Below are 14,438 nucleotides of genomic sequence, written 5' to 3'. Positions count from 1 at the left end.
GTGGGGCGACGTGGGTACGAGGATGCAGTGCCGGGTGCGGTCGCCGAGGGGCCGAACGGGGTTCTGTGGATGGGAAGGGAGAGGCCCACTTTGTCCTGTGGATGAATCCGCAAAGTCGGCTGGGTGCGGTTCGGGTCGGGTCGGCCCGCTTCTCGCTGCCCCGACTGATCGGCGCCCATAGGTCGGCGCCCAAAGGTCAGCGCCAAAAGGGGCGGCCGTCTTGGAAGACGGCCGCCCCGAAGGATGGTGACCTGCCTGGTCGGCTCCGGGCGTCAGCTCAGGGCGTAGGCGCGGTTGACGGTCTGGGTGACCGAGCCGCCCGCCTTGTCCGACGCGGTGACGCGCAGCGAGACGAACCCGCTGGTCCCGGCCAGCGGCGGATGCGCCACCTCGACCTGGAACCGGCCGTCGCCCCGCTTCCTGACCCGGTCGGCCACCGCCCAGGTCGTCCCGTCATCGACCGAGTACTCCACCTTGACCCGGTCGACCTCGGCCGCCCTCCGGATCGAAGAGTGCGACCCGGCCCGCAGCTCGAACGCGAACTTCTTCCCCGCCGCGGCCCGGTTGAGCAGGTCGAGCGGCAGGTCGTACGAGACCTGGACGGCGGGCTGGAAGGCGCACGACGTGCCGAACGTGCACGAGTACCCCGACGGCGTGCCGGAAGGCGGCGAGGAGGCGAACTGCCAGGCCGTCGTCACCTGCCTGGACAGCGTGCGGCCGGTGGTGTCCACCGTCTCCAGCCGGTACGGCCCGGCCGCCTCGGGCACCGTGAACGACCGCGGCCGCCGCCCCTGCACCGCCACCGCCTGGTCCCCGGCGAACAACCGGGGCGCGGACGTGACCGGGCTCAGGTCGCTGCGATGGCGGGGATCGGAGTCCCGCCACTGCTCGCCGGGGACGAACCGGTCGCCGTCCCGGCACAACGCGCACGGCACCGTGGCCGGGTACCCCTTGGGCGCGTCGGCCGCCCCGGGCACCAGCGGCGCCTTGAACCATTGCTCCGACACGCGCCGATCGTGCCGAGTGAACCGCTGGTCCGAGTTCAGCACCAGCCCGTCGTTCGTGATCGAGCGCGACCAGACCACGTCGTCGGAGGCGGGACCGAAATACTCCGTCCTGGCGATCGGCATCTGCAACGACCCGCCGTACGGCATGCGTCCGGGTTCCTCGCCGGTCGTGGACTCGCCGTAGATCCAGCCGCTGGTGTCCGGTTTGTCGGCGTGGTACGCGGCGTCGACCCGTACGAGCTGCCCCATCCCGACCTTCACGGGACGGGACGGCACCCGGCCGCGCTCGTCGAAGCGGAGGTGATAGACCTCCTGCGGCCCCGAGTACGGCTCCAGCCGCAGCGAGACCGCCCCCTTGCCGAGCGCGTCGCGAACGGCGCGCCCCTCCTCCGCGCTCAACCCCAGCCGCTGGAACGTCAGCGAGTTCGCCGCGGGCACCCGCGCCCGCCCGCCGTCCACGTCGAGATAGGCGAGGATGCCCGCCGCGCCGCGCCTGAGCGCGTTCTGCGAGGCGTCGTCCATGTTGGCGCCCGCGGTGACGTACGGCCGGTCGCCGGCCACCACCGGGATCCCGGCCAGGACGACCTTGCCGGTCACGTCCACGCCCTCGAAGTCCTCCACGCGTCCTTGCCCCACGGACACGACCGGATATGTCGTGACCGCGGAGAGCTTGCGCATGGTGTCCATGTCGTACGCCGGGCGCAGCCGGACGTTCGCCGCCGTGGCGGAGGTGAGCACGGGCGGTTCGAGGTCCCACTGGTGGGTCAGCCGCATCTTGCCCGTCTTGACCTTGGCGACCGGCGTGACGAACAGGTCGTTCCCGCCGCCGGCCGCGCCGCCGTACAGGGAGACGGGGTAGGTGCGATCGGTGAACGTGCGCACGTAGTACGCGTGCCCGCCCCCATCGGCTGCCTTGGGCGTTTCCGGACGGATCCGGACGGTTTTGCGCGCGTCCAGGGTGACCGTCTCGTCCCCGTCGAGCGTGACGTTCTCGATGACCCAGCTGGAGCGGTTGCTGAGCCGGCCCTCGCCGGCGACGCCGATCACCTCGTAGTCGCCGTCCGGCAGGTAGAACTCGCCGTTGCCCGAATAGTCGGTGCGCAGGTAGTAGTACCCGGCCGGGTTGAACGGGTCCTCGGGGCTGTTCGGCCGCTTCAGCGGGATCGCGTAGACCATCGGCTCGGCCTGGTAGCCGGGGAAGAACTCCTTGGTCCCGTACGAGTTGACCAGCGACACGCCGAGCCGGTGCGTGTCGGGACCCGTGTAATAGCTGAACGGCGTGACCAGCCGCACGTCGCCGCCGCTCGCGGTGACCCATCCGCCGTAGGCGCCCTGCGGCCCCGCCGCGGGATCGGCCGTGAGATCGACGGTGGCGGTGCCGTTCGCGGGCACGGTGACGTTCTTGGCACCGAGACTGATCGCCTTGGCGGGAGCAGGTTGGCCGCTCCACCCGCGCGTGACCAGCTCGACGGCCAGCGTGACCGCCTCCGCGCCCGTGTTGCGGTAGGTGACCTGCTTGGTGGCCGGCTTGCCGAGCAGGTGGAAGTCGACCACCGAGCTGCCGAAGACCGTCTGGGTGACGGCACGGGTCACGTTCACCCGGCCGCTGCCCTGCTCGAACCAGTTGTGCGCCTCGTTGCGCTCGGCCGTCGAGGCCAGCGCGTCCCGCAGCTCGCCCGCGCGCCACTCGGGGTGCTGCTGGGCGAGGATCGCGGCGGCGCCCGCCACGTGCGGGGTCGCCATGGAGGTGCCGCTGAAGCCCGCGTACTTGTCGTTGCCGGGAATGGCGGGAATCGAGGAGTCGGCCGAGCGGGCGGCGACGATGTCCACGCCGGGGGCGACGATGTTCGGCTTGACCGCCGCGTCGTCCAGCCGGGGACCCTTGCTGGAGAAGTCGGCCAGCGTCGTGCCCGTCGTCTTGTCCACCGCGCCCACGGCCAGCGCCTCGTCGGCCGCCGCCGGAACGCTCACGGTGAGCGGGTCGTACTCGTTGCCCGCGGCCGTCACGAACAGCGTCCCGTGCTTCCTGGTGAGCTCGTTCAGCGCCTGGCTCATCGGGTCGGTGCCGTCGCCGCAGCAACTGCCGAGGCTCATGTTCACCACGTCGGCGCCCTGCTCGGCGGCCCACTCCATGCCGGCGATGGCCCAGGACCACTCGCCGTTGCCGCCGTCGCCGAGCACCTTGCCGACCAGCAGGGAGGCCGCGGGAGCCACGCCCTTGTACTTCCCGTCCGACGCCGTGCCCGCGCCCGCGATCGTCGAGGCGACGTGCGTGCCGTGGCCCTTCTTGTCGGCGATGCCGGCGGCGTCGGAGAAGTTCTCCGTGGCGAGGATGCGCCCGGCGAAGTCCGGATGGTTGACGTCGATGCCGGTGTCCAGGACGGCGACCTTGGTCCCCTTGCCGTCGAACCCGCGCTCCCACCCCGTGGGCGCGCCGATCAGCGGGACGCTCTGGTCGAGCGACGCCTCCGTCTTCCGGTCGAGCCAGATCTTGGCGATCCCGCCGGCCGACCGGTCGAAGGTGGTCCTGTCGGTACGGAGTGCGGCCCAGAACGTGCCCGCCTGCGGGACGGCCACGGTCATCGCGGCGCCGTTGACGCTGTCGAGCACCCGTACGTTCTCGCCGGCCGGCAGGGCGTCCGCGGCCCTGGCCAGCGCGGGCGGGGCCGGGTCACCCGCGTAGGTGACGAGCAGCGGGATCGCGTCAGTACGCCGCTCCTTCGCCAGGGTCACGACGTCGAACAGCTTCTCGTCGAGGGCTCCGGCGGCGACCATCGGGGCGGCGTCGGAGGGCAGGACCAGGTAGCCGCCGTCCTTGCCGGGCAGCGTGGCGAACGTGACGGACGCCCCGTCCTGCCTGGGCGCCTCCTTGATGGCGATCGAGGGGACGCCGGACGGCGACGGCGCGTACTCGACGACGTCGCCGGTGATGAGGGTGAGGGTGGTGGCGCCGGCGGGCTGGGTCTCAGCCGGCTCGGCGTCCACGGCGCCGGCTGCGTTCACCGGGGCCGCCTGGTCGGGCGGCGTGGCGGCGCCAGGGGCGGCGCCGGCGGCCACTACGAGGGCGAAGCCTGATAAGGCTGCCGCGAGCCGGGAGGGTAAACGGGACAAGGGTTGCCCTTTCGGTCATAACTGGAGCTCCATCGGGAGCGCTCCCAAATCTTGCGAAAGGAGCTTATCCACTGAAGATCAACCGGGGTGTGGTCTTTATGGACGGCCGCAAACTGGATCGGCGTACGCGCACAATCCGGGACGGCTCGGCCACGAGCGGCGATCATGCTGGACGGCCGACGCGCACGGGCCTGCGAGCCGGCAGCTCCACGGCTCTTGACGGGCAACATTCCATACATACCGGACGCGAAGGAAAGTTTCTAGGGGAACAACGAAGAAGAAAATTTCTTCCCAAATCTTCTTGACCTGGGCTGTTGACACTGGGAAAGCTGTGGCGGGACAGCCAGTGAAAGGATCCCGATGGCCACCGTCCGCGCGTTCGCGCCCGGAGACGAGCTCCCCTTGGTCGACGCCTGGTGCCGCAGCATGCCCGGCGACCCGACGACCGCCGGCTGGTTCCGCGACTGCGTGCTGCTCGACCCGAACTTCGACCCCGAGGGACTGCGGGTGGCCGTGGTGGACGGGCGCGTGGCCGGCTGCGCGTACGGAGTGCGCCGCCGCACCCCGCTGGCCCCCGGCACGGACCTGGAGCCGGAGACCGGCTGGATCCCGTTCTTCTTCGTCGTCCCCGAGCAGCGCGGCACCGGGCTGGGGCGGCGGCTCGTGGGCGAGGCGGTGGCCTTCCTGGAGGGGCTCGGCCGGACGAAGGTGGAGTTCTCGTCGTACACGCCGAACTACGTGCTGCCGGGAGCGGACGCCGAGCTGTACCCGGACGGGTTCCGGCTGCTGGGCGGGCTCGGGTTCGAGACGCTCTACTCGCCGGTCGCCATGGACCGGACACTCGTCGGCTACGCGACGCCGGACGAGGTGCACGAGCTGCGCGCCGCACGCGAGCGCGAGGGGTACTCCTTCCGCAGCCCGAGCGACGGCGAGCTGCCCGAGCTGATCCGGTTCGCCGCCGACGGGTTCAACCCCGACTGGGGCGAGGCCATCCGCCGGCACCGCGACCCCAGACGCATGGTCATCGCGCGAACGGATCGCATCGTGGGATTCGCCCTGTACGCCGCCTACCGGGGCATCCCCGAGCGGTTCGGCCCCTTCGGCGTCGATCCCGAGCAGCGCGGCACCGGCCTGGGCAAGATCCTCCTGCATCTCACCATGACGATGATGCGCGCCGAAGGGCTCCACTCGTCCTGGTTCCTCTGGACCGGCGAGACCAGCCCGGCCGGCCACCTCTACACCAAAGCGGGCTACCGGATCACCAGGCGGTTCCACGTAATGAGGCGGTCGGCATGACGCACGTCCTGGCCATCGGAGCCCACGCGGGCGACCTCGATCTGACGGCGGGCGCCGTGCTCGCCCAGCACGTCCTGCGCGGCGACCGCGCGACCCTGCTGCACCTCACGCTCGGCGAGCGCGGCCACCCCCGCATGTCCGTCGCCGACTACGCGAAGCAGAAGCGCGAGGAGGCGGAGACGTTCGCCGCCAGGATCGGGGCGGGCGTGCGCTTCCTCGACTACGAGGACGGCCTGCTGCCCGAGGACGAAGAGGTCAAGATGCGGGTCGGCGACCTGATCAGGGAGCTGCGACCGGACGTCATCCTGACCCATTGGAGCGCGTCCATCCACAAAGATCACGCTCGTACCCACCGGATCGTCGAGGACGCCCGCTTCTACGGCGGGCTGAAGACGCTGGAGCGCGAACTGCCCGCCTACTGGGCGAGCGAGCTCTACTACGCCGACAACTGGGAGGACGCCGAAGGCTACGTGCCCGACGTGTTCGTCGAGCTGAGCGAGGAGGCGTACGAGATCTGGTCCGAGGCGATCACCGGCTACGCGTACGCCAGAGGCGAGACCTACGGCTTCCCCTACGTCGACTACTACCGCGCGCTGACCGTCGTGCGCGGAGCACCAGCCGGATTCGGCCGCGCGCAGGCCTTCGCCGCCCCGAAGGGCTCGCGCGTCCTCCGGACGAAGCATTTCGGAAAGGCAGCCCCCCAATGAGCAGGCCCCCCATGAGCAGGCGCCCGTTGAGACGTACCCTGGCGATCCTCGCGGCCCTGGCCGTCGCCGCCGCCGGCTGTTCGAGCGGCGGCTCCGGCGGTGCGACCGGCGGCGGCGGGAGCGCGCCGCCGCTGGTGATCCACGCCGTGGACGCCGGTACGTTCCAGGAGGACTTCAACCCGTACCACCTCGAAGGCGTGAACTTCGGGACGAGCGGGATGATCCACGAGACCCTCATGTACTTCAACAAGCTGAAGCCCGGCGAGATCACGCCGTGGCTGGCGCTCGGGCACGAGTGGTCGGACAAGGGCAAGTCGCTCACCTTCACCCTGCGCCAGGGCGTGAAGTGGACCGACGGGCAGCCGTTCACCGCTGACGACGTGGCGTTCACGTTCCAGATGCTGAAGGACAACCCGCAGCTCAACAGGAACGCGCTGGAGATCGAGGAGGCGAAGGCGCTCGCACCGGACAAGGTGCGCATCGACTTCAAGAACACCTCGTACGCCAAGCTGTTCAACATCGCCGGCAACTCGCCCATCGTGCCCAAGCACCTGTGGGAGAAGCAACAGGACCCGGCCACGTTCACCAACCCCAAGCCGGTCGGGACCGGGCCGTACAAGCTGTCGAAGTTCTCCGCCCAGCTCTACGAGATGGAGAAGAACCCGTCCTACTGGCAGCCGGGCAAGCCCGAGGTGCCGGTGCTGCGGTTCCCCGCCTACACGGCCAACGCCGTGCAGACCGCGCTCCAGCAGGGTGAAGTGGACTGGGCGGGCGCGTTCGTGCCGGACATCCAGAAGATCTACGTGCAGGGCAAGCCCGAGCAGAACAAGTTCTACTTCCCGCCCGAGGGCGTGGTGACGCTGCTGCCGAACCTGACCCACCCGATCCTGTCCAAGCCGGAGGTGCGGCAGGCCATCAGCCTGGCCGTCGACCGTGACAAGATCGTCCAGGTGGCCGAGCGCGGCTACACCAAGGTCGCGCACCCGACCGGCGTGCCGATGCCGGGCGGCGAGGCGTACGTGCCGGACGAGTACAAAGCCGCCGCGTACAAGGTGGACCTGGCGAAGGCCAAGGAGCTGCTCAAGGGCGTCGATCCGGCCAAGCTGAAGTTCACGCTGCTGGTGCCGTCGCCGTTCACCGACTGGGTGAACGCCGCCCAGCTCATCCGCGAGGACCTGGCCAAGGTCGGCATCACGATCGAGACCAGGGGCGTGGCGTTCCAGGACTGGGTGTCCAAGGTCGGCAAGGGCAACTACGACCTGTCGATCAGGGCCACCGCGTCGGGGCCGACCCCGTACTTCCAGTTCCGCTCCATGATCCACGGCAGCCTGTTCAAGCCCGTCGGGGAGGCCGCCACCGGCAACTACCAGCGGTGGAAGGACGCCGAGACCGACCGGCTGATCGACGAGTACGCCGCCACCGAGGACGAGGCCGAGCAGCAGCGGGTCACGCAGGCGCTCGGCAAGATCATGGTGGAGAAGCTGCCGACGCTGCCGCTGTTCTACAGCCCGTCGTGGGCGCAGTTCCGGACGAACAAGTACACCGGCTGGCCGTCCGAGCAGGACCCGTACGCGATGCCGTCGCCGTACACCTCGCCCGACGCCGCCGTGGTGCTGCTGCACCTGAAGCCGGCGGCCAAGTGAGGTTCCTGGCTCGGCGGCTCGGCTTCTACCTGCTGACGGCCTGGGCCGCCGTCACGCTCAACTTCCTGATCCCCCGGCTCATGCCGGGGGATCCGGTGGAGCTGCTGGTGGCCCGGATGAAGGGGAACGTCGATCCGGCCGCGATCGACGCCATGCGGCGGGCGTTCGGCATCAGCGACGCGAGCCTGTGGCAGCAGTACCTGGCTTATCTGGGCAATCTCGCACAAGGGGAGCTCGGCCGCTCGATCACCTTCTTCCCCACCGAGGTGTCCACGGTCATCGCCGACAGCCTGCCGTGGACGGTCGGGCTCGTCGGGGTGGCCACGCTGATCAGCTACCTGGTGGGCACCTCGCTCGGCGTGCTGGCCGCCTGGAAGCGGGGCACCTGGATGGACGGGGTGCTGCCGGCCGCCACGTTCATGCACGCGGTGCCGTACTTCTGGGTGGCGCTGGCGCTCGTGTTCGTCTTCGGGGTGACGCTGCAGTGGTTCCCCGTGTCGAGGGCGTACGGGCTGGACGTGATGCCCGGCCTGACCGGGGAGTTCGCCGGCAGCGTGGTCTACCACGCGGCGCTGCCCGCCCTGACGATCGTGATCGCGTCCATGGCCGACCGCATCCTCGGCATGCGCAACGTCATGGTGACCACGCTCGGCGAGGACTACGTGGTGATGGCCGAGGCCAAGGGGCTGACCAGCCGCCGCGTCATGTGGGCGTACGCGGCCCGCAACGCGATCCTGCCGAACATCACCAGCTTCGCCCTGTCGCTCGGCTTCGTGGTGGGCGGATCGGTGCTGACCGAGATCGTCTTCTCGTACCCGGGCATCGGGTCGATGCTTCTGAAAGGGGTCGAGAACGAGGACTTCCCGCTCATGCAGGGCATCTTCCTCGTCATCTCGCTGGCCGTGCTCGTCGCCAACTTCCTGGCCGACCTGGCGTACGTGGTGCTCGACCCGCGCACCAGGCAGGAGTCCGAATGAAGATCAAGATCGGCGCCGGCATCCTCGTCTTCTTCACGCTGATGGCCCTGCTCGGGCCGCTGCTCATCAGCGCCGACCCGGCCGCGACCAGCAACGACGGGCTCCAAGGGCCCTCGGCGGAGCACTGGCTCGGCACCACGCAGACCGGGCAGGACATCCTCACCCAGATCGTGTACGGCGCCCGCATCTCGATGGGCGTCGGCCTGCTCTCGGCGGTGATCGCCACCGTGTTCGCCGTCCTGGTCGGCCTGGTCGGCGGCTATTTCGGCGGCGCGGTGGACGAGACGCTCTCCGTGCTGACCAACATCTTCCTGGTGCTGCCCGCCCTCCCGCTGATCATCGTGCTGGCCGGCTACCTGCCCCAGCGCGGCGTCGCCTCCGTGGCCGTGGTCATCGCGGTCACCGGCTGGGCCTGGGGCGCGCGCGTGCTGCGGGCCCAGACCCTGTCCGTACGGCGGCGCGACTTCGTCCAGGCCGCGCGGGCGGGCGGCGAAGGGCCGTTCCGCATCGTCTTCTTCGAGATCCTGCCCGTGCTGCTGCCCGTCATCGCCACCAGCTTCCTGGCCACCGTGGTCGGCGCGATCCTGGCCGAGGCCGGGCTGTCGTTCCTCGGCCTGGCCGACCTGTCCACCGTGAGCTGGGGCAGCATGCTCTATTTCGCACAGAACGGTCAGGCGCTGCTCATCGGCGCATGGTGGTGGTTCATCCCGCCGGGGCTGTGCATCGCGCTCATCGGCACCGGGCTCGCGCTGGTGAACTTCGGCATCGACGAGATTGCCAACCCGCGCCTGCGCACGATCAAGGTTCGGAAGGCCCGCGCATGAACGTTCTGGAGATCCGCGGACTCGGCGTCGACTACCTGTCCGGCTCCGGCGTCGTGCACGCCGTCACCGACGTCTCGCTCGACCTGCGCCGCGGTGAGATCCTCGGCCTGGCGGGGGAGAGCGGCAGCGGCAAGTCCACGCTCGCCAACGCCGTCGCCCGGCTGCTGCGCCCGCCCGCCACGATCACCTCGGGCTCGGTCGTCTACCACCGCGAGGACGGCTCGTCGCTCGACGTGCTCGCGCTTAAGCGGGAGGAGCTGCGCCGGTTCCGCTGGAAGGAGCTGGCCGTGGTCTTCCAGAGCGCCATGAACTCGCTCAACCCGGTCAGCACCGTCGGCGCCCAGGTCGACGACGTCCTGCGCATCCACGCGCCCGCCATGTCCCGGAACGAGCGTACGGACCGGGTGGTGGAGCTGCTGCAACGCGTGGGCATCAGCGCGGACCGGCGGCGCTCGTACCCGCACGAGCTGTCCGGCGGCATGAGGCAGCGCGCGGCCATCGCCATCGCGCTCGCGCTCAACCCCGAGATCATCATCATGGACGAGCCGACGACCGCGCTCGACGTGGTGGTCCAGCGCGACATCCTGCACGAGATCAGGGCGCTCAGGGAGGAGTACGGCTTCGCGGTCGTGTTCATCACGCACGATCTGTCGCTGCTCATGGAGATCTCCGACCGGATCGCCATCATGTACGCCGGCCGGGTCGTGGAGACCGGCACCGCCAGAGGGCTGCACAAGACGCCGCGCCATCCGTACACGCTGGGGCTGCTGCGCTCCTTCCCGCGCCTGCACGGGCCGCGCGAGGAGCTGCTCGGCATCCCCGGCACCCCGCCCGACCTGCGGTCGCTGCCACCGGGATGCGCGTTCCATCCGCGTTGCCACCTGACCGTGGCGGAATGCTCCTCGATCCTGCCCGAGCTCACGCCCGGGAGCACCGAGGGCGCGGTGGCCTGCCTGCTGAACGGCGGCAGCGGAGTGGGAGAGGAAGAGTCATGATCGTGCTGGAGGGACGCAACCTCACCAAGCACTTCACCGCCGCCCGCGGGCCCAGGGGCCGGTTCGGCAAGCGGCCGCCGGTGCGCGCCGTGGAGGACGTCTCGATCGCGCTGCGGGCCGGGACGGTCTCGGCGCTCGTCGGGGAGAGCGGCTGCGGCAAGAGCACGGTGGCGCGGCTCCTTGCGCAGGTGTACCCGGCCACGTCGGGCGAGGTGCTGTTGCGCGGCGAGCCGGTGCGCGCGCATCGCGGCGCGGCGTTCAAGGACTACCGGCGGCAGGTGCAGCTGATCTTCCAGGACCCGTTCGCCTCGCTGAACCCGTTCCACCGGGTCCGCTACCACTTGGCCAGGCCGCTGCGCATCCACGGACACGTCCGCTCGGACGCGCACGAACGCGAGCTGATCGCCGAGCTGCTCGAACGCGTCAGCCTCACACCCGTCGAGCAGTTCATGGACAAGCTGCCGCACGAGCTGTCGGGCGGGCAGCGGCAGCGGGTGGCGATCGCGCGGGCGCTGGCGGTGCAGCCGGTCGCCCTGATCGCCGACGAGCCGGTGTCGATGCTGGACGTGTCGATCCGGCTCGGAGTGCTGCGGCTGCTGGAGCGGCTGGCCGACGAGAGCGGGCTGGCGCTGCTGTACATCACGCACGACATCGCCTCCGCCCGCTACTTCGCCGAGGACATCACGGTCATGTACGCCGGGCGGCTGATCGAGAGCGGGCCGAGCGAGGCGCTCACGCAGTCGGCGCGGCATCCGTACACGCGGCTGCTGCTGGAGTCGGCGCCGGATCCCGACCGGGTGACGCCGCCGGAGGCCACGCGGCACGGTGAGCCGCCGAGCCTGATCGATCCGCCGGGCGGGTGCCGGTTCCATCCCCGGTGTCCGGTGGCGTTGCCGGTGTGCTCCAGCGAGGCGCCCGGGCGTACCGAGCTGGGTGAGGGGCGCTGGACGCACTGCTGGCAGGCGGACCCGGCCTCAGCTGGTTCCGTGCTGACGTCCTGAGCCCGCGCGCCGGCTCACGATCCGGTCGCGAGGGCGGAGCGCGCCAGGTCGCGCCACCACCGCTCCCGGTGGGTGGCGCGCAGCAGGCGGTGGTGCAGGCGGTGCAGGGCGGCGGCGTTGTGCGTGTTCACCTCCAGCTCCTCGGCCCCGGCCAGGCGCCGTAGCGGGCGGCCGTGGCAGGGGGAGCAGCCGCAGGTCTCCTCCCGGAGCCGCTCGACCGGCACGAACTCCAGCCGGTCCGGCACGAACGCGCTGCGCGCCCCGCCCCGCCGCCAGCCGCCGCTCACCTCGTGCGGCTCCGGGTAGAGGTGCCGCAACACCTCGCGCACCCCGACGGCGGCCCACTCCGCGCCGTGCGCCAGCGCCGCCAGCGCCTCGACCCCGGCCCCGAGCAGGGGAAGCGGCACCGGTGTGTACGGCTGCGCGTCCCCCGGCCCCGGCCTGTGCGGCTGCGCGTCCGCCACCCTCGGCCTGTGCGGCTGCGCATGCCCCGCCCTCGGTCTGTACGGCTGCGCATGCCCCGCCCCCGGTCTGTACGGTGGCCCGTCCTCGATGACCAGGGCCGTCCGGACCCCGTAGTCGATGACCGTTCTGAGCAGGACCGTCCGGTCTTCTGCCACCCACCGGGGATGGACGGGCAGGACCGCGATCACGCCCTTCCACTGGACGGCCTGTTCGAGGGTGGTGTGCAGGGCTTCGTGGTCCCCTTTGCCGATATATCCAGAATCGGTGAGCGGGAGCGTGGCACCCGATTCGACCTGGTCCGCGATCCAGTCCGGCGACAGCCGTACGGTGCCGCGCACCCGGGCCGACCCCGCGTACCGGCGGCGGTCGGCGAGCAGCGGCCCGTCATAGCCGTGCCGCCGCACCATGCGGACCGCGTCGTGCGCGGCCTGACCGGTGAAGACCAGGCCGGAGCCGGGGTGCCCGGCCAGCGCCATCGCGTCGTAGACGTCCCTGGCGCTGACCTGGACCAGCAGGCGCTCGTGCAGGTCCATGGCGTGCTCTCTCGGGAGCGGGGTGTCGTACTACGAGATATCCCCATCCATCCGGGCGCGGAGTCTCCTGGTTCAGTCAGGAGTCCGATACCGTTCGGCCAGCTCGCCGGCGGCGGCGGCCAGCTCGGCGCGCAGCTCGGCGGGGGCGAGCACCTCCGCGTCCGTGCCCAGCCTGAGGAACTCGCCGAGCGCGTGCTCGATCGACTCGATCGGCACCGTCACCCGGGTCCAGCCCTCCTCGTCGGGCGGCTGCGCGCTCTCCTTCGCCGCCGTGACCATGCCCGGGGTCGTAAGGTCCGCCAGGCGCTCCAGCCCGCGCGGCGACAGCCGGACCACCGCCTCGCCCCACCGCAGCCGGGCCTCGAACTCGGCCAGGTACCCCTGCCAGTACGCCGTCAGGTCGAAGTCGTCCGGCCTGGTGAAGCTCTCGGGAAGCCGGTGCAGGCCGAGGATCTGGGAGACGCGGTAGGTCCGTACGTGCTCGTCCGCCCGCGCGACGAGATACCAGCGCCCCGCCTTGATCACCAGCCCGTACGGATCCAGCCGCCGCTCCACCTCCTGCGGCGCCTTCCAGCGGCGGTATCTGACCTGGATGCGATGTTCGTTCCAGACGGCGTCGGCCACGGCGGGCAGGAACGTCACCGGCTCGGCGTACCGATACCAGGTGGGCGCGTCCAGGTGGAAGCGCTCCTGGATGCGGCCGGCGCGGTCGCGCAGCTCGACGGGGAGCGCGGCCATGAGCTTGAGCTGGGCGGCCGTCACCACCGCGCCCAGTCCCAGCTCGGCCGCCGGACCCGGCAGCCCGGCCAGGAACAGGGACTCGGCCTCGTCCGTCGTCAGGCCGGTGAGCCTGGTGCGGTAGCCGTCGAGCAGCTGGTAGCCGCCCCTGGGGCCGGCGTCGCCGTAAAGAGGGATGCCGGCGGCGTGGAGCGACTCGACGTCGCGGTAGATGGTACGCACCGAGACCTCCAGGCGCTCGGCCAGATCCTGCGCGGTCATCCGGCCGCGGGTCTGCAGCAGCAACAGGATCGAGACCAGGCGAGAAGCGCGCACAATCCCTGACACTACATGTCAGTGACTCCGGCATACCTTCATGCCCATGAACGACTTCGACTTCTTCGCCGGTCACTGGAACGTCGCCAACCGCAGGCTCGTCAAGGCGCTGGCCGGCAGTGACGAATGGGACGAGTTCCCCGGCTACTCAGTCGCCACCCGGCACTTCGACGGGGCGGCGAGCTTCGACGAGATCAAGTTCCCGACCAAGGGGTTCAGCGGGCTGACCGTGCGCGTCTACAACCCGGAGACGCGGCAGTGGTCGATCTACTGGGCCAGCAGCGCCAGGGGCGTGCTCGACGTGCCGCCCATAGTGGGCGGGTTCGAGGGGAGCCGGGGCGAGTTCTACGCCGACGACAGCCACGAGGGGACGCCGGTGCGGTGCCGGTTCATCTGGACCGTCATCGACCAGGACACCGCCCGGTGGGAGCAGGCATTCTCGGTGGACGGCGAGCGTACCTGGGAGACGAACTGGGTCATGGACTTCACCCGAGCCGGAGAGTGATCCCGGTCTCGGTCCCGAGGGCGCGCGTGGAGGCGTCGGCGTTGTCGCGGATCCACAGGACCACGGCCACGGCCACGGCTGCGAGGAGCAGCACGAGCCCACCGGCGACGATCACCCACCACCAGGCCGAGCGGGGCGGCTTGGTCTCGTAGAGGGGCACGTCGGGGAGCATGTCGGGGGTGTAGGGGAGACGTTGCGTGTTAGGCGTCTCCGGCGGGCCCTGATCAGGGAGAGCCTGCTCGGGCAGGCGCGGCGCGGTGGAACCCTGCTCGGTTGGGCCTGGTTCGGGGAGGCGTGGCGCGGTGGGGCCCTGGTCGGGGA

Annotated in this window: 12 protein-coding genes; 8 read left to right on the top strand and 4 right to left on the bottom strand. The window is 70.7% G+C overall.

What is annotated here, in order from left to right; all coding sequences use genetic code 11:
• Nucleotides 1-272: 272 nt before the first annotated feature.
• Nucleotides 273-4,010 carry a S8 family serine peptidase gene (locus tag ETD85_RS51185; protein WP_138697120.1) on the bottom strand — a complete coding sequence of 1,246 codons (3,738 nt, stop codon included), beginning with the start codon at nucleotides 4,008-4,010 and terminating at the stop codon, nucleotides 273-275.
• Between the two features lie 468 nt (nucleotides 4,011-4,478).
• Here ETD85_RS51185 and ETD85_RS51180 point away from each other — a divergent pair, with 468 nt between their 5' ends.
• The 7 genes from ETD85_RS51180 to ETD85_RS51150 are packed head-to-tail and all read left to right on the top strand — an operon-like array spanning nucleotide 4,479 to nucleotide 11,561.
• The gene (locus ETD85_RS51180) at nucleotides 4,479-5,414 is read left to right on the top strand and encodes a GNAT family N-acetyltransferase (protein ID WP_138697119.1); all 936 of its coding nucleotides are present in this window, start codon (nucleotides 4,479-4,481) and stop codon (nucleotides 5,412-5,414) included.
• Nucleotides 5,411-6,121: a PIG-L deacetylase family protein gene (locus tag ETD85_RS51175; protein WP_138697118.1), complete on the top strand. Its 711-nt coding sequence runs from the start codon at nucleotides 5,411-5,413 to the stop codon at nucleotides 6,119-6,121. The genes ETD85_RS51180 and ETD85_RS51175 overlap by 4 nt, the downstream gene beginning before the upstream one ends.
• A 26-nt stretch (nucleotides 6,122-6,147) precedes the next feature.
• Nucleotides 6,148-7,764 (top strand): ABC transporter substrate-binding protein, encoded by a 1,617-nt coding sequence (locus ETD85_RS51170; RefSeq protein WP_170247299.1) that lies wholly within the window; start codon nucleotides 6,148-6,150, stop codon nucleotides 7,762-7,764.
• Nucleotides 7,761-8,741, top strand: a complete 981-nt coding sequence (locus ETD85_RS51165) for an ABC transporter permease (protein ID WP_138697116.1) — start codon at nucleotides 7,761-7,763, stop codon at nucleotides 8,739-8,741. The genes ETD85_RS51170 and ETD85_RS51165 overlap by 4 nt, the downstream gene beginning before the upstream one ends.
• Nucleotides 8,738-9,565: an ABC transporter permease gene (locus ETD85_RS51160; RefSeq protein ID WP_138697115.1), complete on the top strand. Its 828-nt coding sequence runs from the start codon at nucleotides 8,738-8,740 to the stop codon at nucleotides 9,563-9,565. The genes ETD85_RS51165 and ETD85_RS51160 overlap by 4 nt, the downstream gene beginning before the upstream one ends.
• The gene (locus ETD85_RS51155) at nucleotides 9,562-10,560 is read left to right on the top strand and encodes an ABC transporter ATP-binding protein (protein WP_138697114.1); all 999 of its coding nucleotides are present in this window, start codon (nucleotides 9,562-9,564) and stop codon (nucleotides 10,558-10,560) included. The genes ETD85_RS51160 and ETD85_RS51155 overlap by 4 nt, the downstream gene beginning before the upstream one ends.
• The gene (locus ETD85_RS51150) at nucleotides 10,557-11,561 is read left to right on the top strand and encodes an ABC transporter ATP-binding protein (protein WP_138697113.1); all 1,005 of its coding nucleotides are present in this window, start codon (nucleotides 10,557-10,559) and stop codon (nucleotides 11,559-11,561) included. Before ETD85_RS51155 ends, ETD85_RS51150 begins: the two co-directional genes overlap by 4 nt.
• A gap of 14 nt (nucleotides 11,562-11,575) precedes the next feature.
• On the opposite strand, the gene ETD85_RS51145 is transcribed toward ETD85_RS51150, so the two are convergent.
• Together ETD85_RS51145 and ETD85_RS51140 are read right to left on the bottom strand one after the other, a co-directional pair.
• Nucleotides 11,576-12,559 carry a hypothetical protein gene (locus ETD85_RS51145; protein WP_138697112.1) on the bottom strand — a complete coding sequence of 328 codons (984 nt, stop codon included), beginning with the start codon at nucleotides 12,557-12,559 and terminating at the stop codon, nucleotides 11,576-11,578.
• A gap of 72 nt (nucleotides 12,560-12,631) precedes the next feature.
• Nucleotides 12,632-13,612 carry a helix-turn-helix transcriptional regulator gene (locus ETD85_RS51140; RefSeq protein WP_138697111.1) on the bottom strand — a complete coding sequence of 327 codons (981 nt, stop codon included), beginning with the start codon at nucleotides 13,610-13,612 and terminating at the stop codon, nucleotides 12,632-12,634.
• A gap of 46 nt (nucleotides 13,613-13,658) precedes the next feature.
• Between ETD85_RS51140 and ETD85_RS51135 the strand changes: the two genes are divergently transcribed.
• The gene (locus tag ETD85_RS51135) at nucleotides 13,659-14,117 is read left to right on the top strand and encodes a hypothetical protein (protein ID WP_138697110.1); all 459 of its coding nucleotides are present in this window, start codon (nucleotides 13,659-13,661) and stop codon (nucleotides 14,115-14,117) included.
• Here the strand turns inward: ETD85_RS51135 and ETD85_RS65175 are convergent.
• Nucleotides 14,098-14,438, bottom strand: a 341-nt coding sequence (locus ETD85_RS65175; RefSeq protein ID WP_206059402.1) for a hypothetical protein, incomplete at its 5' end; no start/stop codon positions are given. The genes ETD85_RS51135 and ETD85_RS65175 overlap by 20 nt on opposite strands.

Origin of the sequence: Nonomuraea zeae, assembly GCF_005889725.1 — a bacterium.
Taxonomy (GTDB): domain Bacteria; phylum Actinomycetota; class Actinomycetes; order Streptosporangiales; family Streptosporangiaceae; genus Nonomuraea; species Nonomuraea zeae.
The sequence above is the reverse complement of the archived record's forward strand: the minus strand, read 5'-3'. Positions and strand labels throughout refer to the sequence as shown.

Excerpts from the sequence above, each read along its gene's own strand:
- ETD85_RS51180 (WP_138697119.1), top strand. The coding sequence starts at position 4,479 with ATGGCCACCGTCCGCGCGTTCGCGCCCGGAGACGAGCTCCCCTTGGTC.
- ETD85_RS51175 (WP_138697118.1), top strand. The coding sequence starts at position 5,411 with ATGACGCACGTCCTGGCCATCGGAGCCCACGCGGGCGACCTCGATCTG.
- ETD85_RS51160 (WP_138697115.1), top strand. The coding sequence starts at position 8,738 with ATGAAGATCAAGATCGGCGCCGGCATCCTCGTCTTCTTCACGCTGATG.
- ETD85_RS51155 (WP_138697114.1), top strand. The coding sequence starts at position 9,562 with ATGAACGTTCTGGAGATCCGCGGACTCGGCGTCGACTACCTGTCCGGC.
- ETD85_RS51150 (WP_138697113.1), top strand. The coding sequence starts at position 10,557 with ATGATCGTGCTGGAGGGACGCAACCTCACCAAGCACTTCACCGCCGCC.
- ETD85_RS51145 (WP_138697112.1), bottom strand. The coding sequence starts at position 12,559 with ATGGACCTGCACGAGCGCCTGCTGGTCCAGGTCAGCGCCAGGGACGTC.
- ETD85_RS51135 (WP_138697110.1), top strand. The coding sequence starts at position 13,659 with ATGAACGACTTCGACTTCTTCGCCGGTCACTGGAACGTCGCCAACCGC.